This window comes from Hymenobacter sp., from assembly GCF_036388155.1.
In the GTDB taxonomy this organism is placed as follows: domain Bacteria; phylum Bacteroidota; class Bacteroidia; order Cytophagales; family Hymenobacteraceae; genus Hymenobacter.
The window spans coordinates 59,085-80,147 of record NZ_DASVSI010000001.1 but is presented as its reverse complement, the minus strand read 5'-3'; the positions used below and the strand labels follow the sequence as shown (position 1 = coordinate 80,147).

Here is a 21,063-nt window from a genome sequence, read left to right as displayed (position 1 = left end):
AGGTGCTGCTGACCAGCGCGGAGGATTTCGTGACCGAGGTATTCCTCAATTCCGCCGCCGAAACGCACCTGAGCGAGCCGCTCACTACTTCAGCAAGTCAAAATTCCACCCTACGCCAGTGGGCCCGCCGCGAGAAGTTCCAGCAGGAGGAGGCCCTGTATGAAAAAGCCGGCCTGCAGTTTATCGTGCCCGAGCTGCGCGAGGGCCTGGGGGAAATTGCCCTGGCTGCCGAGAAAAAGCTACCCCGCTTGCTGGAAGACGACGACCTGCGCGGTTCCCTGCACAACCACAGCACCTACTCCGACGGCAACCACAGCATCCGCGAAATGGCCACTTGGCTGCGCGACCACAACTACGAGTACCTGGGCCTCTGCGACCACAGCCAGGCTGCCCACTACGCCAACGGCCTCAGCGCCGAGCGGGTGCGCCAGCAGCACAAGGAAATCGACCAGCTCAACGCGGAGCTGGCTCCGTTCCGCATCTTTAAAGGCATCGAAAGCGACATCCTCAGCGACGGTGCGCTCGATTACGCGCCGGATGTGCTGGCCAGTTTCGACTTCATCGTGGCCAGCATCCATTCCAACCTGAAAATGGACGAGCGCAAAGCCACCGACCGCCTGCTGCGCGCCATCGAAAACCCCTACACCACCATGCTGGGCCACCCCACGGGCCGCCTGCTGCTGCGCCGCCAGGGCTACCCCATTGACTACAAAGCCGTCATCGACGCCTGCGCCAAACACCAAGTCATCATCGAAATCAACGCCAACCCCTGGCGTCTCGACCTCGACTGGCGCTGGGTGCGCTACGCCCTCGACCAGGGCGTGCAGCTCAGCATCAACCCCGACGCTCACCACACCAATGGCTACGAAGACATGCGCTACGGCGTGCTGATGGGCCGCAAGGGACTTTTGACGAAGGAAATGACGTTCAATACCAAGTCGGTGGATGAGGTGGCGGCCTATTTCGAAGCGCGCAAGGCCAACATCAAGCCCCCGCTGGAATACAAGAAGTCCTTGTTTGAGTAATTGAACTTGTACCGCGAAATTTCATTTCGCCCCGCGCCGGGGCAACTTGTGAGGTTGGGGCGAAATGAAATTTCGCGGTACTCGTTCTGCCCTACCTTTGCCAGTTCATCCGCTTCCCCGCAAGTTATGTCCCTCAAACGGTCCACCGTGCAGCAACTTCTGTCGAGCCAAGAGCTCGACCGCGAAGTCCTCGTCAAAGGCTGGGTTCGCACCCGCCGCGGCAACAAATATGTGCAATTCATCGCCCTCAACGACGGCTCCACCATCCACAACATCCAACTGGTAGCCAATGCCGAGCAGTTCCCCGAGGAAAGCCTGAAGGAGGTGGCCACGGGGGCCTGCCTGGCCGTACGTGGCCAGCTGGTGGCTTCGCAGGGCAAGGGCCAAGCCGTGGAGGTGCAAATCACCGAGATTACCGTGCTGGGCACGGTTCCGGAAGGCTACCCGCTGCAAAAACGCGGCAGCGACCAGAAAGGCATTTCGCTGGAGGAGCTGCGCAAAATCGCACATTTGCGGCCCCGCACCAACACCTTCGGCGCGGTGCTGCGGGTGCGCCACGCGCTGGCCTTCGCCATTCACGACTACTTCAACCGGAACGGCTTTTTCTACGTTCACACGCCCATCATCACCGGTTCCGATGCCGAGGGCGCGGGCCAGATGTTCCGCGTGACCACGCTGCCGCCCGAGCACCCGCCCCGCACCGCCGACGGCTCGGTAGATTTCTCCGAGGACTTTTTCGGCAAGCAAACCAACCTCACCGTTTCGGGCCAGCTCGAAGGCGAGCTCGCGGCCATGGCCTTGGGCAGCATCTACACGTTTGGCCCCACTTTCCGGGCCGAAAACTCCAACACGGCCCGGCACCTCGCCGAGTTCTGGATGATTGAGCCCGAAGTGGCCTTCAACGAGCTGGAAGAGAACATGGACCTGGCCGAGGATTTCCTCCAAAGCCTGGTGCGCTACGCCCTCGAGCACTGCGCCGACGACCTGGCTTTCCTCAACGAGCAGTACGACAAAGAGCTGCTCGGCCGCCTGCGCTTCGTGGTCGACAACGCCTTCCAGCGCCTCACCTACACCGAGGCCGTGGAAATCCTGAAATCAGCCAAGCAGAAATTTGAGTTTCCCGTGGACTGGGGCACCGACCTGCAGAGCGAGCACGAGCGGTACTTGGTGGAAAAGCACTTCAAAAAGCCGGTTATCCTCACCAACTACCCGAAGGAAATCAAAGCCTTCTACATGAAGCTGGACGAGGATGGCCGCACCGTGCGCGCCATGGACGTGCTGTTTCCCGGCATCGGCGAAATCATCGGCGGCTCGCAGCGCGAGGAAAGCTACGACAAGCTCACGGCCCGCATGGCCGAGATGCACGTCCCCGCCGACGAACTGGACTGGTACCTCGACACCCGCCGCTTCGGCACGGCGCCGCACGCCGGCTTCGGCCTGGGCTTCGAGCGCCTGGTGCTGTTCGTGACGGGCATGGCCAACATCCGCGACGTGATTCCCTTCCCGCGCTACCCCAAGAACGCGGCGTTCTAGCGTCTAGCAAGCGCATAAAAAAAGGCGGTTCCAGGACGGAACCGCCTTTTTCTATGCGTAGCAAGTCTGATTGCCACATGCTGCTTTGCTAAAATGCTTGTTGACTAATCAGGTAAGGACGGTGAAAGAAGTAATAAAATATGGCGCCAAACAGCAATACAAACAAAGCTCCCAGAAAACAGCCACCAGCTACCCAGTCCCGTTCACGGCGGTTGTCTATTCGGCCGTCCTGTGGGTCGCTAGGAAGATAAATAACTGGAACCATCTGCCCTACTTTGTACAATTTTACCTTATCCCTTACTGAATAATGGTTTTGGATGGTGTAGGATTTGTGGTCTGTTGCCACAAACGCCACTTCATAAGTTGTCCAGTCCGCATCCGCATTGCCTTGGTCTTCTACTTTTTGCACCCTGCCTTTCGCTAGCAGACCTTCCTTGTAGAGAACGGACGCATGTTGCGCTTCATAAATACCGCCAGCTAAGAAGCCAATGCCCACTGCGACAATAACGAAGTAGAAGAGATAAAAAAACACCTTATTGTACTGAGCGTCGGTTGTCATGCACTCAAAGTTATATCGACGGCAAATGACGAAACGCTTGTTGCCAAAAGCTACTCTAAGAACGGATAAAGTGACTATTCTGACCGATGGACGCGCTTAACAGAAAAGGCGGCCTAATGCGGGCCGCCTTTTCTGTTAAGCGCGTTGCTAAAATCAAGCTCGGACTATTTCTTGCCTCCTTTGTTCTTGCCTTTGTTATCATAGCCGCCGTAGCCATCATAGCCACGGTTGCCCATTTTCTTGGCTTGTCCGGGAGGGAGGCCGCCGTTGCTGGGGTTGGCGCGGTAGCCTTGTTTCTTGGCCTGGCCGGGGGGCAGGGCGCCGTTGCTGGGGTTGCCGCCGCGGGGATAGCGGGCGCGGTACTCGTCGTAGCGCGACCAGGGCTGGGCGCCCACGTAGTCGACCACCACGGGGTGGAAGTTGCTGGGGTTGTAGCCCGAGAGGTTGGCGGTGCGAATCCAGCGGCCTTCGCGTTGCACCACGTACTGGCGGGCCGGCACGTCGTAGAAGCCCTGCGTTTCGGGGATGTAGTAGTACTGCTGGCCCTGCGGCACGGCCGGGCCCCAACTCGGCGGGTTGATGTTGATGTTTATTTGGGCGTGCGCGGCCGGCGCGGCTGCCAGCGCAAAGGCGCCTAGCAAAATCAGGCGGAAGGGTTTGAGCAAGTCTTTCATGGTGGTGATGGAATAAGGATAAAAGGTGCTACCGGCCCGTGGCAAGGACGGTGCCAATAAGCTCGGGCGTGGTACGCGGCCGCCGGTTGGGTGGTTCTGAGAAGACATTTGCTTGCATGGGCACAAACCCACCGGCATTGCTGTTGTGCACCAACGGACCTTTTCGAGTTTGGCTAATGCGACTGGCAAATATGCTTTTAGCATTAGCCTTCGGGCTCCCTTCTTTGTACCTTTGCGCACTCATTCGCTGCGTTTCTGAATGGCCAAAAAATCCACTGCTGCCCCGGTTGCCAACGCCCCCAAGGCGAAAGCCGCCGCGCTGAAAACAACCGTCTCAAACGTCGCTGCCGATACCGCCGCTGCCGTGCGCGACATCACCGAACTCCCGGCCGCTGGCCCCATTACGGTGCACACCAACGGCCAGCTCAACGGCCACAGCCCCGCGTCTCAGCACCTCGAAGCCCCGTTCATTGAAGTGTACGGCGCACGTGAGCACAACCTCAAGAATGTGTCGGTAAAGATTCCGCGCAATCGGCTGGTGGTGTTCACGGGAATCTCGGGCTCGGGCAAGTCGAGCCTGGCGTTTGACACCATTTATGCCGAGGGGCAGCGGCGTTACATGGAAACTTTCTCGGCCTACGCCCGCAGCTTCATGGGCGGGCTGGAGCGGCCCGACGTGGACAAGATTGAGGGCTTGTCGCCGGTTATCAGCATTGAGCAGAAGACGACCTCGCGCAACCCGCGCTCCACGGTGGGCACCATCACGGAGATTTACGATTTCCTGCGCCTGCTCTACGCCCGCACCGCCGAAGCCTTCAGCTACGCCACGGGCAAGAAGATGATTCGGCAGAGTGACGACCAGATTATCAACTACATCCTCAAGCATTTTGATGGCAAGAAGCTGGTGGTACTGGCGCCCGTGGTAAAGGGCCGCAAAGGCCACTACCGCGAAGATTTCCAGAAGATTGCCAAGCTGGGTTTCACCAAAGTGCGCGTCGATGGCGAACTGCTCGACATCACGCCCAAGATGCAGGTGGACCGTTACAAAATTCACGACATCGAAATCGTGATTGACCGGCTCGTGGTGAAGGAAGAGGACCGTTTCCGCCTCTCTGGCTCGGTGCAGAACGCGCTGACGCACGGCAAAGGCACCATGCTGGTGCTCGACCCCGACGGCAAAGGCGACAAAGCGAAGCCGCAGTTCTTCTCGCGCTTCCTGATGGACCCAGCCACCGGTATCGCCTACGACGACCCGGCGCCCAACACGTTCAGCTTCAACTCGCCCTACGGCGCCTGCCCCACTTGCAACGGCTTGGGCGAGGTGCAGGAAATCACGGAAGACGCCGTGCTGCCCGACCGCAAGCTGAGTATCAGCCGCGGCGGCATTGCGCCGCTGGGCGAATACCGCGACATCTGGATTTTTCAGCAGCTTTCGCTCATTCTCAAGAAGAACAAAGCCACGCTGAACACGCCGCTTGACAAGCTGCCCGAGGAACTGCTCAAGCGCCTGCTCCACGGCATTACCGAGGACGAGGCCGACAGCGGCAAGGGCACGTACACCGAGCCGTTTGAGGGCATTATCCCCTTCCTGCGCCGGCAGATGGATTCCGAGTCGGACAACATTCGGGAGTGGATTGCGCAGTATGCCCAGGCTCAGCCCTGCCCGGAGTGCCAGGGTTACCGTCTCAAAAAGGAAAGCCTGCACTTTAAAATGGATGGCAAGAACATCGGCGAGCTGTCGGTGATGGATTTGAACGAGCTGGCCGCGTGGTTTGTGGGGCTGGAAGACCGGCTGAGCGAGCGGCAGAACGTCATTGCCCGCGAGCTGCTGAAGGAAATCCGCAAGCGCATCGGCTTCCTGCTGGAAGTGGGCCTGGACTACCTGAACCTGCACCGCCCGGTGCGCACGCTGTCGGGCGGCGAAAGCCAGCGCATCCGCCTCGCCACCCAGATTGGCACCCAGCTCGTGGGCGTGCTCTACATCATGGACGAGCCGAGCATCGGCCTGCACCAGCGCGACAACGAGCGGCTCATCAAGGCCTTGCAGCACCTGCGCGACATCGGCAACTCGGTGATTGTGGTGGAGCACGACAAGGACATGATTCTGCACGCCGACCATGTGCTGGACATTGGTCCCGGCGCGGGCATCCACGGCGGCCACATCGTGGCCTCGGGCACGCCCAAGGAAATCCTGAATTCCGGCTCGCTCACCTCGCAGTACCTCAGTGGGCAGAAGCACATCGAGCTGCAAAAGAAGAAGCGCAAGGGCGAAGGCACCGAGCTGGTGCTGAAAGGCGCCAAAGGCAACAACCTCAAAAACGTGACCCTGAAAGTGCCGCTGGGCAAGCTGGTGGCGGTGACGGGCGTGTCGGGCTCGGGCAAGTCCACGCTCATCCACGACACGCTGTACCCGATTTTGAACCAGCACTTCTTTAACTCGAAGAAGGAGCCACTGGCCTACAGCGCCATCGAGGGTCTGGACTTGGTGGACAAGGTGATTGAGGTGGACCAGTCGCCCATTGGGCGCACGCCGCGCTCCAACCCAGCTACATACACCGGCGTGTTCACGGAAATACGCCAGCTGTTTGGTGAGATGGCCGAAGCCAAAATCCGCGGTTACGGCCCCGGCCGCTTCTCCTTCAACGTGAAGGGCGGGCGCTGCGAAACCTGCGAGGGCGCCGGTATTCGCACCATCGAGATGAACTTCCTGCCCGACGTGCACGTGCCCTGCGAAACCTGCAAAGGCCGCCGCTACAACCGCGAAACGCTGGAAGTGCGCTTTAAAGGCAAGTCCATCACCGACGTGCTAGACATGACCGTGGAAAAGGCCGTGGAGTTCTTCGAATTCCAGCCCCGCATCCTGCGCAAAATCAAGACACTGAATGATGTGGGCCTCGGCTACCTCACGCTTGGCCAGCAAGCCACCACGCTGAGCGGCGGCGAGGCCCAGCGCGTGAAGCTCGCCACCGAACTCAGCAAAAAGGACACCGGCAAAACGTTCTACATCCTCGACGAGCCCACTACCGGCCTGCATTTCGAGGACATCAACCACTTGGCCGACGTGCTCCAGAAGCTGGCCGACAAGGGCAATACCGTTCTCATCATCGAGCACAACCTGGACCTGATAAAGGTGGCCGACCACGTCATCGACATCGGGCCCGAGGGCGGCGCGGGCGGCGGCACCATCGTGGCCCAGGGCACGCCCGAGCAGGTGGCCAAGGCTGGCAAAGGCCACACCGCCCGCTTCCTGGCCGAAGAGTTGAAGACGAGCAAGTATGCCAAAGCGGAGGCTTAGCAGCAGTACCCGGTAACTCACAACGCAACGCCCGCTGCCACTCTGGCAGCGGGCGTTGCGTTGTCAATACGATGTCACCGTTCTGAGCCTCAGCACTAGGGCTCTACCACGAGGTGTCGAAAGCTCACGGCCCCGCCTTGCTGCACCCGCAGCGTGTAGAAGCCCGCTGCCACGCCGACCAGGTTCATACGGGTTTGTTCGGCGTTCAGCGCTTGCGCCCGTACTATGCGGCCCAGGGCGTCGAGCAGTTGCACCCGCGCCGCGCCGGCTGCGGCCGTGCGCACCTCCACCAGCTGCCGGGCGGGGTTAGGGAACACCTCCAGGCCCGCTACCTGGGCGGCTTGGCGGGTGGACAGCACCGTGGTGCCGGTGCGGGCAATGAGCGTGTTCCAGCTATAAGGCGAAGTGAGTTGCTGCGTGCCGAACGCGGCGGGAAACACCCCCGTGTACGTGCCGGCCAACACCGGGCGGTTGAGGCCGTCCACGGCCAAGGCGGTGGTGAAAAAACCGCCTCCGGCTTGCCAGCCGCGTTGCGGCACCCCGGCCGCGTTGAAATGTAGGAGGCCTGTTGCCGCAGAGGAGGCAAAAGAAGATGGGCCAGGTAATAAAACGTTGCCCCAGTCTAGTCCGCCCGCAGTGCCAATGGTGGGTTCGCCTTGGGGCCCCAGAGATAGCCCCCACGCGCGGCTGGTACCGCCGCCCCCGTGCAGTGACTCCACAGTTCCGTTCGGCGAAAGCTTTGCGAGTAAAATATCGTATCCCGATGCTCCGGCCGGGTTAGTAGTGGTCAAAGCTATGCCGCCCAACGTCATGCTGCCGCCACGGAACGTGCCTACAATGTAGCAGCGCCCTTGAGGCCCAACGGCGACATCATTGAATAGTTGTGCCGAGGCTCCTGAACTGACCAATTGCCATGCTGCAATCGTAGAGGCATCATGTTTCACCACGAAACCAGCACTGTAGACGCTACCGCCACCAGAAGGAGGACCGGTGAGTATTGGCAGCGTTCCAAACTGTATGGAAGCGGTGTTGAAAATCCGTCCGCTTAAATAACATTCTCCAGCCGGTGATAAGGCAATGCCTGTTAAGACCCGGCCTTGGTCCGAACCATTAGTGTAGCCAGCGAAAGCTCCCTGCGCCACACCCAGCGCGCTGTAGCGCGCCACTAAGATATGAAGCTTGCTGGCTGCACCCGTAAACGTAGCACCGTTAAGGCTTACTTGGCCTTCGAATTCGCCTTGCACGGCGGTGTTGCCAAGGGCATCCACGGCCAGCCGTTGCATGGTGAAACGGTTTCCGGTTATCACATCAGGCTCGACGGTTGTGGCCCATAACAGGGTTCCGGCGGGGCTGATTTTGGCCAGGAAGCAGGGCGTGTTGGAGGTAGCCGATGTCGCCAGAACTCCATTAATGCGCAGTTGCTGGTAGTAGCTGCCCAGCACGTAGCTGTTGCCTGCGGCGTCAACGGCCAGGTCGCTCACGCGCACGTCGCCGTTGCCGGTCAAATCCATCGTCCAAGCCAAAGCACCGGCGGAAGTGTATTTGGCCACGTAGCTGCCCTCGATGGTGCCCAGCGGGCCCGTGGCGGCTTGGTAGCGCGGGCTGGGGCCACCGAAAATGACGTCCGGGTCGTACGCGCCGGCAATTAGCACGTTGCCGGCCGCATCGGCCGCCAAGCTTTCGGGTTGGTCGAAGCTGGGCGGGAAGTTGGGCGCACCCGGCCCCGGCACGGTGGTGGCGCCCAGGCGGGCCACCCAAGCCCAGTCGTAGAGGCTGCGCGATTGGGCACGGGCCGGCGTAGCCGAGAGCACTGCCAGGGCCAGCAGTCCAAAAAATACAGCCGACTGTGAGAAGTAGAATTGTTTCGTATTCATACACGCAAGGTGAAAAACAAATATTTATTCCGTTCCTGGAGCCGGCATCGAGCCACAAGCACCTTCCAACGGGCCCACCACTTGGATGACCTGACCGCGGGTATGTGTTTGGCCGCTGGCCCGGCTGGCCGTTAGCTCCACGTAGTACTGCTGGCCGGCAGAAAACGAGTGGATTCTAGCCAGGTTCCAGCGGCCGCCGCGGGAAACGTTGCTGGCGGTGGTGGCCAGCAAAGCGCCTCGGCCATTGGCGGCCGACGGGTCATGGGCATACACCCGAACCGTCATCCGGTCAGCCATGAACGTGCCGCGGCTGTCCATGTACACGTTGCCAGGGTTCAGGCAAGCATACATTACAAAGAAGGCACGTGGCGGCACCTCCCCACAGGCGGAATTGCTGAGGTAGTTACGAAAGCTGTTGGCCGGAGTGCCAGGATTGTACAGATTGTAGTCGACGACACCCAACTGGCAAGGAGTTAAGGCTATGCCGCCGCTGTAATCCATCAGGTTATTCCATCCGTCTCCCCGATTAGCAACGCTTGCATCTGAACAGTTGTTAGCGCGTTCAAACGTGTGCCACAAGCCCAGCACGTGTCCCATCTCATGGCCTAGCGTATTAGCCGTGAATGGCATGCTATTCTGCGGAATAGTATACGGATTGCCATTTATGGGGATGGTGTTACCATTGTTTTCCTGGCGCCACCGGTAAAACTCATGAGAGTTAAAAACCTTCACCCAGTAGCTGCTCGGATTGTTAGGATTATAGCCAAGCGTGCAGGCAACGCCCCCGACATCGCAGCAAGCTCCATTGGTGTAGTTACCCATCATAAACATATTTACTTCCGTCGCCTTGTTCACCCCATAGGTATCAAAGGGGTAGGTCGTATAGATATTGTTGTTGTCATTTTTAACCGATTCGTACACGTAAGTATGCACTCGGTGGAAGTACACGCCGTTCAGCGCATACGAGTATCCTTTGGGTGGATTGGACGTGCCGGCAGGATTGGCATTCATGGGGTTGTTTGCCGCTTGGTTATTCATTTCAGCTACCAGTGCGCGGGCGCGGGCGTAACCATTGCTGGCCGTGTCAGCTGGAGTGATTACCCCAGGTTGGTTGTAGCGCTCGTAGGGCGCCCCGTCGTTAGTTTCGTTGAAATTGCCACTGCCGTCCAGGCGTAGCATAAAATGAATGTTCACATTGATAACGCCTGAACACGAAGAGTATGGACTCGGGTTAGGCGGCGCTGGTCCCAGAGCAGGACCTAGCAGCGGTGTAGTGTTGGATGAGGGCGGTGTCTGGCGAACCTGTCGGTTCCCAGCGTTTGCTTCCGGGCAGTTGAGCTGGAGCAGCGGGTCTGGATTCTGAGCCCAAGCGGTGAGGCTGCCAGAAAGCAGCAGGCCGAGAAGTAGCCGTTTCTTCATGAATTAAGGGAAATTAAAATGAGAAAAATCGGTTTTTCGCCTCGCCATTACTCTGCTTGCAGGAGTCGGCTTCAAAAGTGAAGCACAAAAGCGCAGTTCGACTCATGCATCTGCGTGGCAGAAGAGGAATAGCTCAAATATAGAAGACCTAACGATACTATGAAGTAAATGAAAATGAAGCTGTTTGGGGAGTTGCGCGCCGCTCGCCGTGTGGCCTACGCACCAGCAAGTACGCTACGGCTACGGCGTAGCACCCGCCAAAAACCGACAACGCCACGCAATGCTAACGTTGCGGGGCGTTGTCGGTTTTTGGCGGGTGCCAGGGCCCGTATTTTCTACAGGCCCGGCCCTTCTTCGGTGCGGCCAAAGCGAAACTTTATGCCCCAGCTACCGCGCAACACCGTGCCATTGCCGATACCGATAACGGCTAGTTCGGTGTGAAAGCCCAGCCGCTTCTTGGCAAACGGGAATGCCACCACCCCAACCGGCAGCACGCCGCCGGCCAAGTTGTTGGTGCGCCCACCAACGCCGGCGTACACGTAGTAGTCGTCCTTGTTCAGCAGCTTATAGTTTAGGGTCAGCTCCGGACTCAGGCCGGCGGTGAAGGCGTCGGTGCTCAACCGGAAGTCGGGGTGGAAGCGACCGAAGTCGTAGGAGGCTGCCACGAAGGGCAGGTTGGATTGATGGTAGGCCACATTGAGCTGCGCTTGTGCTGTGGTAGCGGTGGCGCACACCAGCAGTGCCGAGTAGTATGATTTTTTCATGTGCACAAGGTAAGTAGCAACGGTTGCGGTTGACATCGGTCCCTTCACGGCTCAGGGCACCCCCAAGGAATTGCAAGCAACCGAGTACACAGATGCTTAACCTTGCTTTACTGACGGCCCTAAGAAGCTCGCTGTGTACTACGTAGTGGGCTTTTTAGCGCGTTGTCGTGTCTTGGCTAGGCTCAATGAAAATAATTTTTACTCCCCGACCAACCTTTATTGAACCGCCCAGCACTTTGAGGCAAAGAATTTAAATAAAGGTCCGTGCCCGCTTTGCCGCCTCGTCTGCTTTCTGAAGAACAGCACCTGCTGAGCGGCTGCCTGGCCCAGGACCGCCAAGCGCAGTTCCGCCTGTACCAGCAATACAAGACGGCCATGTTCTCCTCCGCCATCCGCATTCTCGGCGACCGCGCCCTGGCCCAGGATGCGTTGCAGGAGGCCTTCGTCGACGTGTTTCAGGGCTTGTCGGGTTTCCGGCAGCAGTCGACGCTGGGCGCCTGGATTAAAATAATTGTGGTGCGGCGGGCCTTGCTCACGCTCCGGCGCGAGCAGCGCATGGAAGTGTACGACCAAGAGCGCCACCCCGAGCCGCTGGTGCCCTGGCACGACAACCTCACGGGCGAGGCCCTCGACCGAGCCATTGGCGAGCTGCCCGCCGGCTACCGGGCCGTGTTCTGCCTGGTGGAGGTGGAAGGCTACGCCCACAGCGAAGTGGCGGAAATGCTCGGCATCGCGGAAGGCACCAGCAAGTCGCAGCTCTACCACGCCAAGCGCCTGCTGCAACGCAAACTTCAGCACCTCTACCAATGAGCCAGACCCCCGAAACGCCCGAACCCGGCGGGCCCAACCTGCGGCGGGCCCTCAATAACCTGCCCGCCCACGAGCCCGCCCCGGCCACGTGGTCCCGCATCGAAGCCCAACTGGCCGTGGACGCCGCCCTGGCACGGGCCATCCCCGCGCTGCCGGCGCATGAGCCCGACGACGCCCTGTGGGCCGCGGTGGCCGCTCGACTGGACACGGCCGAGACTGCGGCCGCGCCTGCAACGGGGCGCGTCACTCCGGCCGTGGTGGTGCGGCCTCTGTGGCCCGCCCAGGCCGTGCGCCGCGCGTTGGCGGTGGCCGCCAGCCTGCTGCTGGTGCTGGGCGTGTGGTGGCAGCTGCGCCCGGCCACTTCGGCGCCCACTGTTGCCCACGAGACGGTGACGTTCAGCGAAGAAGAGGGCCCGCTGCCGCTGCCCGCGCCGGTCGCCGACCCCTTGGAGCGGCAAGGGCTCTCGTTCATTGAGGCCCATTGCTCGTCGCAGCCGGTGGTGTGCCAGTCGGGCGAGTTCCGCACGCTGCGCACGCAGCTACAGGAGCTGGAAACCCAGGAAGCTCAGCTTCGCCGGGACGCCCGCCGCTTTGGCTCCTCACCGCAATTGCTCCGCGAGCAGGCCCGGCTCGTCACCCTGAAAGCATCTGTAACCCGCGAACTGGTTCAACTTCTTATCTCATGATGGTTTACACTAATTCGCCGGTCGCTTGGCGGCTGGCCGTGCTTGCCGGGCTGCTCTGGCTGCTGGCGCCGCCCGCCGCTTGGGCCCAGCCACGGGTGCAGGTCGTGACCCGCACCGTGGAGCAAACCTGGAATTGCCCGCCCGGCACGGTGGTGCGCATCCGGGCCGAAAAGGCCAGCGTGCAGGTGCGGGGCTGGGACCGGCCCACCGTGCAAGTAACCCTGCGCCTCAGCGCCCGCCACGCCGAGCGGCAAGTGGCCGTGCAGGACCTGCCCGTGGCGCAGTACCGCCTCCAGCAAAACGGCAATGCGCTGGACCTCGTCAACCTGTACATCCTGCCCGCTGGCGCCCCGCCCGTGCGTAGCGACTTGCGCGCCGAATACACCGTGCTCATGCCCGCCGCCAACCCGCTGCAGGTAATCAACGCCTACGGTCAAACCACCCTGGCCGACCTCAGCGGCGCCCAAAAGCTGGAGCAAAACTTTGGGCAGATTACGCTGCGCAACCTGCGCGGCACCCTCACGGCCAACGCCCGCTACGCCGACCTGACGGCCACCAACGTGCAAGCCGACTTCACCTGCGAAGCCAACAAGTCGGCGGTGCAGTTGCTGGGGCTGGGCGGCAGCTGCTTCGTGCGCAACTACTACGGCAGCGTGCGGGTGCAGCCCGTGGCGGCCCTGCGCAAGCTCACGGTAGAGGCCGACCGCACGGAGGTCGTCATCAGCGCGGCCGAGCCGGAACGATTCGCTTACCAACTCAACGTGCTGCAAGGCGAGTTGACCGTGCCTCCGGCCTACGCTGACGCTAAAAAGGGAACAAGCAGCCGGGCCTCCCTGACCAGCAAGCCGGCGGCCGGCGCGCGGCCCCTGGTGCGCGTGAGCACCTCCTACGCGCCGCTGACTTTGCAAATGCAGCTGCTGTCCACCCAATTCTAATCTTCACCGCTTCCTCCCAATGGCTAACTTATCCTGTTTTCCTGGCCGACAGCTCCTCCTATGGGCTGGTCTGCTGATTGGTTCCGCGCGCAGCGCCGGGGCCCAGACCGTGCCCGATACTACGCGGCTGAAGTACGGCGAAGAAGTGGCCACGCCGGTAGCCGACGTGCCCCTGCGGGTGCAGGAGGAGCAGCGGAGCCTGTGGAAGCTGGGCCTGAACAACTTCCTGCCGTCTTCCACGGCCTTTGGCACCGAAACCTATTACACCCGCTACGGCATTCACCTGGCCTACGAGCGCAAGCTGAGCGACCCGGCTTGGACGCTACTGGGCGAAGTGAGCCCCGCCTTTACCCGCTACCGGCCCAATGCAACCGCCGAGACCCGTGCCAGCCTGGGCCTTCGGGGGCAAGTGGCGGGGCGCTATTACTACAACCGCGAGCGTCGCCTCCTGCGGGGCCGCAACGCCGCCAATTTCGCCGCCAATTACCTGTCGGTGGCGCTGGGGACTGGGTTGGGCAAGAACAGCCACGAAACGCCATCCTTCCTGTACCAGAACACCGGGCGGCAGTTCGTCACGGCCGATGTGGGTGTAGTCTGGGGCGCGCAACGCCGGCTGGGCCGCTACGGCTTCGTCGACTACAACGTTGGCGTCGCCGTTCTGCTTTTGGCCGGAAAACCAACCGTGGCTTTGAGCGAAAACCTGCGCATTGGCCTAACCTTAGGCCATCAGCCGCCGCGCTACGTGGAACGGCTAACCCCCGCCAGCGAAGTGGCGACGCTGCAGCCCCGGTTTTATGCGGGCGCCGAAATAGGCGGCTACTTCTACCGCGTGCGCCACTCGGAGCGAAATCCTTACCCGGCCGATGTGGTGAAAACCACCCCCGCCGAAACCCAAATTACGCGCTACCCGGCCACCGGCCGCGCCGGGTACGGCACCTATGCCCAATACGTGTCGGCGGGGCCGGTGCCTTACGTGTACGCGGGCTATTACCTGGCGCCGCGCCTGGCCGTGCAGTTGGGGGTGCAGTACGGCGAAACATTCAACGATGAGCCCGTGGGGACGCTTTTCGTGACGGGCAGTGACACCGTGGCGGTTCCCAACCAAAAGCTGAAGGAGCGGGGGCTGGCCCTGCCCGTGATGCTGCGGTATTCGCTCACGCGGTCTTTCCTCAAGCGGGTGCAGTTCGACGCGGTGGGCGGACTCGTGCCCGTGTGGTCTTCGGTGGATTTCCGCGAATACGCCGTTGTCGACCGGCGGGTCACCACCCAGGAAACCGTCGGGTTCCGCCGCCGCGCGTTCGGGTTGCATGCCGCGCTGGGCCTGGATGCCAGCTACGCCTTCGGGCGCCGCCGCCGGATGCAAGCCACCACCCAACTCGTGATGAATAAGGACGTACGCACCTTTTTTGAGGAGGGAGGCATTTTCAGTGAGAACAGTGGCACGTCACCAGAAACCTCTCCCTACGTGAAATCGGGTTCCTTCTTGGCCGGGGGGTTCAGCTTTGGGCTGCGCTACCGGTTTGGCTACCGGTAAGCTGGCCACGTACCACGCCAGCCGCCGCCGGCCTCACCAGTGAAAAAGCCGCTGCGGACATCCGCAGCGGCTTTTTCACTGGTGAGGCCGGCGTAAGGCCCACACTACATTTTCATGTTTGAGCCTTTTTGGGCCATGCCCAGGTGCATTTCCACCACGGGCACCGTCTTGGCGATGAAGGCTTTCAGGTCTGCGTCTTGCGTCATTTGCTCGTGGGCGCGCATGGTGTTGGCCGTCTTTTGGTGGTCGGCTTGCATTTGCGAAATGTACTTGGCTTCGAACTCCTTGCCCGAGAGTTTCTCCATGGTGGGCACTAGGGCCTTGTGCTCGGCGTCCATGTCGGTGGGCAGTGTCACGCCTTTTTTGGTGGCAATGGCTTTCAGCTCAGTGGTCGACTTGGTGTGGTCGACAATCATCTTGTTGGCCATTTCTTTGGCCTCGCCGGTCACGCCCTTGGCCAGGGCCATTTTGCTTTGCTGAATTTCATTCTGGTCGCTGTGCGCGGCGGTCATCATGAATTCTTTGTCGTCTTTGTGAGGGCCGGTGGGGCCGGTGGGGTCGCCTTGGACCATGGCGGTGTTATTGCCCACGGCGTTGCCGTCGTTGACGCCACGTGCGGCGCCGTTGCCACCCGTGCCTTGGGCCGTGCCTGCGCTTTGAGGCTGATTTTCGGGGTTTTCGGAGCCGGCCGGCATGGTAGTGGAGGCCGTGTCACCGCCCGTCGCCGAGCTGGTCATGGTGTTGTCGCTGGCGTTGCCGCCTTCGGCAGAGGTTGATTTATTCGCGTCGCCGCACGAAGCCAGGGTGCACAGGCAAACGGCAAGCGCAGGCAAAAAAGAGCGTTTCATAAAGTGGAAGGTTTTGTGGAAGGAAGGATGGCACCAGGAAGGACGGCAGGTCCGCATTGCAGCAAGCCAAGCCCCTGGCAATGCAGGTAGTACGGTCGTTTTGGGGGCCTATGTTGCGTCACTAGTCGTATTTTATGGACGAGTTGGGCTAAGCACAGCACTAAGCCCTTGGCTTGAAACAGAACCAATTAGCTCCGTAAGCAGCAGAGTAACTGAGCATAAAGCGCCGCTTGCCCTCTACGCTGGAGCAGAGAGAAAAAGATGAGCTTTTTGGGGCGCTTGGGCGTAGTTTGATGCTAGGGCAGGTCCTCGATGGCGTCGGCCACTTCTTCGGCCGCGGCCAGTTCCTCCTGCACGGGCGGCTCGTACTTGGCCGCAAACCCCCGGATGTCGCCGTCATACGCGTCGTCCTTCATGTCCTCAAAGGCGTTGGCGTCCTGCTTTTGCACCTTCATGATAAGGTCCATGACGCGCTTGTCGAGCTGCGAGCCGGTTTGGGTGTTCACTTCGTGGTAGGCCGCTTGCTCGTCTTCGCCCAGGGCGTTGGGCACGGCCAGTTGCTTGGCGCTGCCCAGCGAGCGCAGGGCCGACAGCAGGCCCAGCCGGTTTTGCACCAGGCGCGCGCCATACGTGCGAACCACCGGGGTGGTGGCGCGCGCTTGCGCCAGCTTGCCCAGCTCCACCCCCAGCAGGGCGTTGCTGGTGGCTTTTACCAGGAATTCGGCGTCGGCCTCCTGCTTTTCGGTGACGTCGGCTTCGCTGATTTTATTGGCATTCTGCTCGCTGGCCGTTTCCACCGCATCGTTGCCGCCACCCGATGAGCAAGCGGCCAACAGCGGCAGGGCCAGTGCAAAACCGAACAGCAGGCGCCGCGAAGGCGCTAAGAAAAGCGAGTGGCGCATGGCGAATGGCGTAAAGCCTGAATGGTTGGCAAAGCTATACGCGGGCTCCGGGGCGGGGTTTTTACCGGCAGCCGGCAGAAAATTTTGGGGTCCGGTTAAACTCCACCACCTTCCGTGCTTCCAACCGCTCACAAACCTAGTTTATTCCTTCTATATACTTTTTTTCCGCTTCCATGATGCGTATTATTTCCCTCCGCTCGCTTGCCTTTGCCTGCCTGGCCAGCGGCGCGTTGCTCACCGCCAGCTGCCAGCGCGACACCGACGCCCAGCCCGACGACGTGACCACCGCCGAAGACCGCAGCGAAGACAACCTCGAAACCGCCCTCAGCGCCGACATCATGACCTCGGCCCAGCCGCAGGACGTGACGGTCGACAACTCTGCCGCCGTGGCCGGGGCGCTCGAGCTGCGCCGCATCTACGGCACCTGCGCCGTGCGCACCTACGACGCCCAGTCGCGCACGCTCACCATCGACTTTGGCCCCACCAACTGCCTGTGCCCGGATGGCCGCTACCGTCGCGGCAAAATCGTGGTGGTGTTCACCACCGACGTGAACCGCCACATTGCCGGTGCTGTGGTCACCCGCCTGGGCTACTTCATCAACGACAACCAACACACCGCCACGCGCCGGTTCACCGACCTGGGGGCGGGCTCCTTCACGGTGGAGGTACCCAGTGCCAGCATCATCCGGGCCAACAACGGCGGCACCCACTCCTGGACGGCCAACTGGACGTTCATGCGCACGCAGGGTTTCGGCACCGCCGTCACTTCCGATGACGTGTACAGCGTAACCGGCACGTCCACTGGCACCAACCGCCGCAACGTGCAGTACACCACCACCATCCAGTCGCCCCTCATCAAGCGCGGCGACTGCTACAAATACTACGTGGCCGGCACCGTGAGCATCACCAACTCCAACGCCAAAGCAATGCTGCTGAACTACGACCCCAGCGGCAGCCAGGCATGCGACAACACGGCCGCCGTCACGGTCAACGGCCGCACCAAAACCATTACGCTGCGGTAAGTCTAAACCGCAGATTCGGCAGATGAAACGGATTGCGCAGATTCAGCCGGCAGTTCTGGTCAACCAAAAAGGCAGCCCATCAAGGCTGCCTTTTTGGTTGATTTGTTCAAGATTTTATCATGGAACGGCAACCTAAAAGAAACAAGCTCTTGTCTGAATCTGCGTAATCCGTTTCATCTGCCGAATCTGCGGTTTAGAGGCCTTTAAATACCGGTTTGCGCTTTTCGCTGAACGCCTTCACGCCCTCGAAGTAATCTTCCGACTCGCCGGCAATTTGCTGGCAGTGGGCTTCGTAGTCCAGCATCTCGTCCAGGGTGGCGGCGCCGGCTTTGTTCAGCATCTGCTTCAGCAAGCCGATGGACTTGGTGGGCGCCGCAGCGTAGCGGGCCGCCAGCGCATAGGTGGCCTCGTCTAGCTGCTCGGGCGCCACCACTTGATTTACCAGGCCCAGGCGCAAGGCCTCTTCCGCGGGCACTTTCGAGCCCAGGCTGCACAGCTCAAAGGCCTTGAGCGTGCCCACCAGCCGTGGCAAAAACCACGACGAGCCCGAGTCCGGCACCAGCCCAATGTTGATGAACACCTCAATCAGCGAGGCATCGGTGCTGGCCACCAGCGCGTCGCAGGCCAACGCCAGCGAGCAGCCCGCGCCCGCGGCCACGCCGTTCAAGCGGCCAATGATGGGCTTGGGCAGGGCCCGCATGGCCCGGATAATGGGGTTATAACGCTTGTGCAGCGAGTCGTAGAACGAGCGTTTCTCGGCGCCCTGGGCCGCTTTCAAGTCCTGGCCCGAGCAGAAGGCCCGGCCCGCGCCCGTGAGCACCACGGCCCGCACCGCCGCGTCGCGCGTCACCTGCTTGAGGGCGTCTTGCAGTTCGTAGCTCAACGGGTCGTTGAAGGCATTGAAAACGTCCGGTCGGTTCAGCGTAATGGTGGCCACGCCGTCGGGGCGCACGTCGTAAAGCAGGCTGGTGTAGTCCAATGGGTGAGTAAGCGAATGGGTGAATGGGTAAATGCAAAGAACGACAACACGAATTACTCATCCGCCCATTCGCTCATTCACCCATTGCAAGCAGCGCCTCGGCCACCACCAAATCCTCCGGCGTAGTGATTTTCAAGTTTCGATAGTCGCCCTCCACCAGCTGCACCCGGCACAGGTCGTCCACTACCGTCGCGTCGTCGGTAAAGGACGCCAGCTCCGGCATGGCATACGCCCGGCGCAGCAAGTCAATCTCGAACGTCTGCGGCGTTTGCATCAGGCGCAGGCGGCTGCGGTTTTGCGCTGCCGAGCCGTGCTGCGACACCAAGCGAACCGAGTCCTTGGGCATTACCGCGGCCGCGGCCGCGGCGTGCGTGGCTGCCGCGGCGTAGGTGCGCTCCACTACCTGGCGCGTCACCAGTGGCCGCACGCCGTCGTGCACCGCCACCAAGCCTTCGCCGCGTTCTTTCAACGCGGCCAACCCAGCTTTCACCGAGGCCCAGCGCGAAGCCCCGCCACTCACCAAGCGGTGTGCGATGTCCACGCGGTGTTGGGCGCACAACTGCTGCCACGTTTCGATTTGGTCGGCCGGCAGCACCAGCACAATTTCGGCTACTTTCAACGCGGGCTCAGCAAAGCGGCGCAGCGTGTACAGCAACACCGGTTCGCCGCGAAGCAGCAGGAACTGCTTGGGGCGGTCGGCGCCCATGCGGGTGCCGCTCCCGCCTGCCACAAGGATGGCAAAGCGCGGCGGTTGGGCATCCGGTGTGTGGAAAGAGCGGCTCGTAGCGGGTGTTTTCATTGGGACGAAGTTCAGGCAAAAAAAGAGCGCCGGAGGTTCAGAAGAACCACCGGCGCTAAAAATTCAGCGAAAAAAGAGCCTGAGCCCGGAAGCCGCTATTGCTATTACAGAATCAGCATGGCGTCGCCGTAGCTGAAGAACTTATACTTCTCCTTGATGGCTTCTTTGTAGGCCTCCATCAGCAGGGGGTAGCCGGCAAATGCGGCGGCCAGCATGATGAGCGTGCTTTCCGGCATGTGGAAGTTGGTCAGCAGCGAGTTGGCAATTTTGAAGTCGTGCGGCGGGAAGATGAACCGGTCAATCCAGCCCTGCGTGGGCTTCATGCGGGTATTGGCCGACACCGACGCCTCCATGGCGCGGATGGTGGTGGTGCCCACGGCGCACACGCGCTTCTTGGCGTCGAGCGCCTTATTCACAATCTCGCAAGCCGGCGCCGTCACAATGAAGTTCTCGGAGTCCATCTTGTGCTTGGTCAGGTCTTCTACGTCCACGGTGCGGAAGGTGCCCAGCCCCACGTGCAGCGTCACAAACGCCGGCTCTACGCCCTTGATTTCCATGCGCTTCATCACCTCGCGGGTGAAGTGCAGGCCGGCCGAAGGGGCCGCCACGGCGCCAATGTGCTCGGCGTAGATGGTCTGGTACCGCTCTTTGTCGGCGGGCTCAGTTTCGCGGTTGATAACCTCTTTCGGAATCGGGGTTTCGCCCAGCTCGTACAGCGCCTTGCGGAACTCCTCGTCGGTGCCATCAAACAGGAACTTGATGGTGCGGCCGCGCGAGGTGGTGTTGTCAATCACCTCGGCCACCATGTCGGACTCGCCGAAATACAGCTTGTTGCCCACGCGGATTTTGCGGGCGGGGTCCACCAGCACGTCCCATAGGCGCAGTTCCTTGTTCAGTTCGCGCAGCAGGAAAACTTCAATCTTGGCGCCGGTCTTTTCTTTGTTGCCGTAGAGGCGGGCCGGGAAAACTTTCGTGTCGTTGAGGACCAAAACGTCGCCTTCAACAAAATAATCGAGGATATCTTTAAAGGTTCGGTGTTCAATTTGGCCGGTGGCGCGGTGCACCACCATCAGGCGGCTCTCGTCGCGGTTGCGGGCTGGGTGCAGGGCCACCAGCTCCTCGGGGAGTTCAAATTTGAACTCGTGCAATTTCATCGCCATAGGGCAGTAATTGGGGGAATATACGGAAATTTGGGGAGGCAAAAGTACGGCTTTTTCCGGGAGTATCCATTTCTTGGCGTTTCTCCGCAAATAATAACGGCGTCAGCCTGAGCCCAGTTACCTCGCAGTAGAGTTGGCCAGCGGGCGTAAGCGCCACGGCCGGGCCCGCAAAACGCGCGAGCTTGCCCGTGCGAAGCCGCCGCCCCTTGCTCTTTCGGAGTTGTACTCCGAAAGCTTACCTGCTG

Annotated in this window: 18 protein-coding genes; 8 read left to right on the top strand and 10 right to left on the bottom strand. The window is 60.9% G+C overall.

All coding sequences use genetic code 11. From position 1 onward, the window contains the following. Together VF629_RS00275 and asnS are read left to right on the top strand one after the other, a co-directional pair. A partial coding sequence (locus tag VF629_RS00275) for a PHP domain-containing protein (RefSeq protein WP_331056434.1) occupies positions 1-1,025 on the top strand: 1,025 nt, incomplete at its 5' end. 126 nt (positions 1,026-1,151) lie between these two features. After that, the gene (asnS, locus tag VF629_RS00270) at positions 1,152-2,558 is read left to right on the top strand and encodes an asparagine--tRNA ligase (RefSeq protein ID WP_331056433.1); all 1,407 of its coding nucleotides are present in this window, start codon (positions 1,152-1,154) and stop codon (positions 2,556-2,558) included. 88 nt (positions 2,559-2,646) lie between these two features. Here the strand turns inward: asnS and VF629_RS00265 are convergent, their stop codons facing one another. Beyond that, entirely contained in the window at positions 2,647-3,117 is a 471-nt protein-coding gene (locus VF629_RS00265) for a DUF3592 domain-containing protein (RefSeq protein WP_331056432.1), read from the bottom strand. A gap of 164 nt (positions 3,118-3,281) precedes the next feature. Then, positions 3,282-3,791 carry a hypothetical protein gene (locus VF629_RS00260; protein WP_331056431.1) on the bottom strand — a complete coding sequence of 170 codons (510 nt, stop codon included), beginning with the start codon at positions 3,789-3,791 and terminating at the stop codon, positions 3,282-3,284. A gap of 259 nt (positions 3,792-4,050) precedes the next feature. Between VF629_RS00260 and uvrA the strand changes: the two genes are divergently transcribed. Beyond that, positions 4,051-7,086, top strand: a complete 3,036-nt coding sequence (uvrA, locus tag VF629_RS00255; RefSeq protein ID WP_331056430.1) for an excinuclease ABC subunit UvrA — start codon at positions 4,051-4,053, stop codon at positions 7,084-7,086. A 95-nt stretch (positions 7,087-7,181) separates the two neighbouring features. Here uvrA and VF629_RS00250 read toward each other — a convergent pair whose 3' ends face one another. The 3 genes from VF629_RS00250 to VF629_RS00240 form a co-directional block, all read right to left on the bottom strand. Then, positions 7,182-8,960 (bottom strand): T9SS type A sorting domain-containing protein, encoded by a 1,779-nt coding sequence (locus tag VF629_RS00250; protein ID WP_331056429.1) that lies wholly within the window; start codon positions 8,958-8,960, stop codon positions 7,182-7,184. 24 nt (positions 8,961-8,984) lie between these two features. Then, entirely contained in the window at positions 8,985-10,379 is a 1,395-nt protein-coding gene (locus VF629_RS00245) for a hypothetical protein (protein ID WP_331056428.1), read from the bottom strand. 335 nt (positions 10,380-10,714) lie between these two features. Further along, a complete protein-coding gene (locus VF629_RS00240) occupies positions 10,715-11,143 on the bottom strand; it encodes a hypothetical protein (protein WP_331056427.1) in 429 nt (142 codons plus the stop codon). A 264-nt stretch (positions 11,144-11,407) separates the two neighbouring features. On the opposite strand from VF629_RS00240, the gene VF629_RS00235 reads away from it, so the two are divergent. Genes VF629_RS00235 through VF629_RS00220 form a run of 4 tightly spaced genes read left to right on the top strand, consistent with a single transcriptional unit; the run spans position 11,408 to position 15,108 of the window. After that, positions 11,408-11,953: an RNA polymerase sigma factor gene (locus VF629_RS00235; RefSeq protein WP_331056426.1), complete on the top strand. Its 546-nt coding sequence runs from the start codon at positions 11,408-11,410 to the stop codon at positions 11,951-11,953. Then, positions 11,950-12,639 (top strand): hypothetical protein, encoded by a 690-nt coding sequence (locus tag VF629_RS00230; protein ID WP_331056425.1) that lies wholly within the window; start codon positions 11,950-11,952, stop codon positions 12,637-12,639. The genes VF629_RS00235 and VF629_RS00230 overlap by 4 nt, the downstream gene beginning before the upstream one ends. Further along, positions 12,636-13,574, top strand: coding sequence for a hypothetical protein (locus tag VF629_RS00225; RefSeq protein ID WP_331056424.1), 939 nt, complete (start codon positions 12,636-12,638; stop codon positions 13,572-13,574). The genes VF629_RS00230 and VF629_RS00225 overlap by 4 nt, the downstream gene beginning before the upstream one ends. A gap of 19 nt (positions 13,575-13,593) precedes the next feature. Continuing rightward, positions 13,594-15,108 carry a hypothetical protein gene (locus tag VF629_RS00220; protein ID WP_331056423.1) on the top strand — a complete coding sequence of 505 codons (1,515 nt, stop codon included), beginning with the start codon at positions 13,594-13,596 and terminating at the stop codon, positions 15,106-15,108. A 104-nt stretch (positions 15,109-15,212) separates the two neighbouring features. Here VF629_RS00220 and VF629_RS00215 read toward each other — a convergent pair whose 3' ends face one another. Together VF629_RS00215 and VF629_RS00210 are read right to left on the bottom strand one after the other, a co-directional pair. Next, positions 15,213-15,956 (bottom strand): DUF4142 domain-containing protein, encoded by a 744-nt coding sequence (locus tag VF629_RS00215; protein ID WP_331056422.1) that lies wholly within the window; start codon positions 15,954-15,956, stop codon positions 15,213-15,215. Positions 15,957-16,252: 296 nt separating this feature from the next. Further along, positions 16,253-16,858 carry a DUF4142 domain-containing protein gene (locus VF629_RS00210; RefSeq protein WP_331056421.1) on the bottom strand — a complete coding sequence of 202 codons (606 nt, stop codon included), beginning with the start codon at positions 16,856-16,858 and terminating at the stop codon, positions 16,253-16,255. A gap of 173 nt (positions 16,859-17,031) precedes the next feature. Here VF629_RS00210 and VF629_RS00205 point away from each other — a divergent pair, with 173 nt between their 5' ends. Further along, entirely contained in the window at positions 17,032-17,880 is an 849-nt protein-coding gene (locus VF629_RS00205) for a hypothetical protein (protein ID WP_331056420.1), read from the top strand. Positions 17,881-18,073: 193 nt separating this feature from the next. Here the strand turns inward: VF629_RS00205 and VF629_RS00200 are convergent, their stop codons facing one another. The 3 genes from VF629_RS00200 to queA form a co-directional block, all read right to left on the bottom strand. Continuing rightward, on the bottom strand, positions 18,074-18,859 hold the full coding sequence (locus VF629_RS00200; protein WP_331056419.1) for an enoyl-CoA hydratase-related protein: 786 nt from the start codon (positions 18,857-18,859) through the stop codon (positions 18,074-18,076). A 73-nt stretch (positions 18,860-18,932) separates the two neighbouring features. Then, the gene (locus tag VF629_RS00195) at positions 18,933-19,658 is read right to left on the bottom strand and encodes a 2-C-methyl-D-erythritol 4-phosphate cytidylyltransferase (RefSeq protein WP_331056418.1); all 726 of its coding nucleotides are present in this window, start codon (positions 19,656-19,658) and stop codon (positions 18,933-18,935) included. Positions 19,659-19,762: 104 nt separating this feature from the next. Next, positions 19,763-20,812, bottom strand: coding sequence for a tRNA preQ1(34) S-adenosylmethionine ribosyltransferase-isomerase QueA (gene queA / locus VF629_RS00190; RefSeq protein ID WP_331056417.1), 1,050 nt, complete (start codon positions 20,810-20,812; stop codon positions 19,763-19,765). Positions 20,813-21,063 lie beyond the last annotated feature (251 nt).

What these genes read in the sequence shown, in the direction of transcription:
- asnS (WP_331056433.1), top strand. Translation starts at nt 1,152, where the DNA reads ATGTCCCTCAAACGGTCCACCGTGCAGCAACTTCTGTCGAGCCAAGAG.
- VF629_RS00265 (WP_331056432.1), bottom strand. Translation starts at nt 3,117, where the DNA reads ATGACAACCGACGCTCAGTACAATAAGGTGTTTTTTTATCTCTTCTAC.
- VF629_RS00260 (WP_331056431.1), bottom strand. Translation starts at nt 3,791, where the DNA reads ATGAAAGACTTGCTCAAACCCTTCCGCCTGATTTTGCTAGGCGCCTTT.
- uvrA (WP_331056430.1), top strand. Translation starts at nt 4,051, where the DNA reads ATGGCCAAAAAATCCACTGCTGCCCCGGTTGCCAACGCCCCCAAGGCG.
- VF629_RS00250 (WP_331056429.1), bottom strand. Translation starts at nt 8,960, where the DNA reads ATGAATACGAAACAATTCTACTTCTCACAGTCGGCTGTATTTTTTGGA.
- VF629_RS00245 (WP_331056428.1), bottom strand. Translation starts at nt 10,379, where the DNA reads ATGAAGAAACGGCTACTTCTCGGCCTGCTGCTTTCTGGCAGCCTCACC.
- VF629_RS00240 (WP_331056427.1), bottom strand. Translation starts at nt 11,143, where the DNA reads ATGAAAAAATCATACTACTCGGCACTGCTGGTGTGCGCCACCGCTACC.
- VF629_RS00230 (WP_331056425.1), top strand. Translation starts at nt 11,950, where the DNA reads ATGAGCCAGACCCCCGAAACGCCCGAACCCGGCGGGCCCAACCTGCGG.
- VF629_RS00225 (WP_331056424.1), top strand. Translation starts at nt 12,636, where the DNA reads ATGATGGTTTACACTAATTCGCCGGTCGCTTGGCGGCTGGCCGTGCTT.
- VF629_RS00220 (WP_331056423.1), top strand. Translation starts at nt 13,594, where the DNA reads ATGGCTAACTTATCCTGTTTTCCTGGCCGACAGCTCCTCCTATGGGCT.
- VF629_RS00215 (WP_331056422.1), bottom strand. Translation starts at nt 15,956, where the DNA reads ATGAAACGCTCTTTTTTGCCTGCGCTTGCCGTTTGCCTGTGCACCCTG.
- VF629_RS00210 (WP_331056421.1), bottom strand. Translation starts at nt 16,858, where the DNA reads ATGCGCCACTCGCTTTTCTTAGCGCCTTCGCGGCGCCTGCTGTTCGGT.
- VF629_RS00205 (WP_331056420.1), top strand. Translation starts at nt 17,032, where the DNA reads ATGATGCGTATTATTTCCCTCCGCTCGCTTGCCTTTGCCTGCCTGGCC.
- VF629_RS00195 (WP_331056418.1), bottom strand. Translation starts at nt 19,658, where the DNA reads ATGAAAACACCCGCTACGAGCCGCTCTTTCCACACACCGGATGCCCAA.
- queA (WP_331056417.1), bottom strand. Translation starts at nt 20,812, where the DNA reads ATGAAATTGCACGAGTTCAAATTTGAACTCCCCGAGGAGCTGGTGGCC.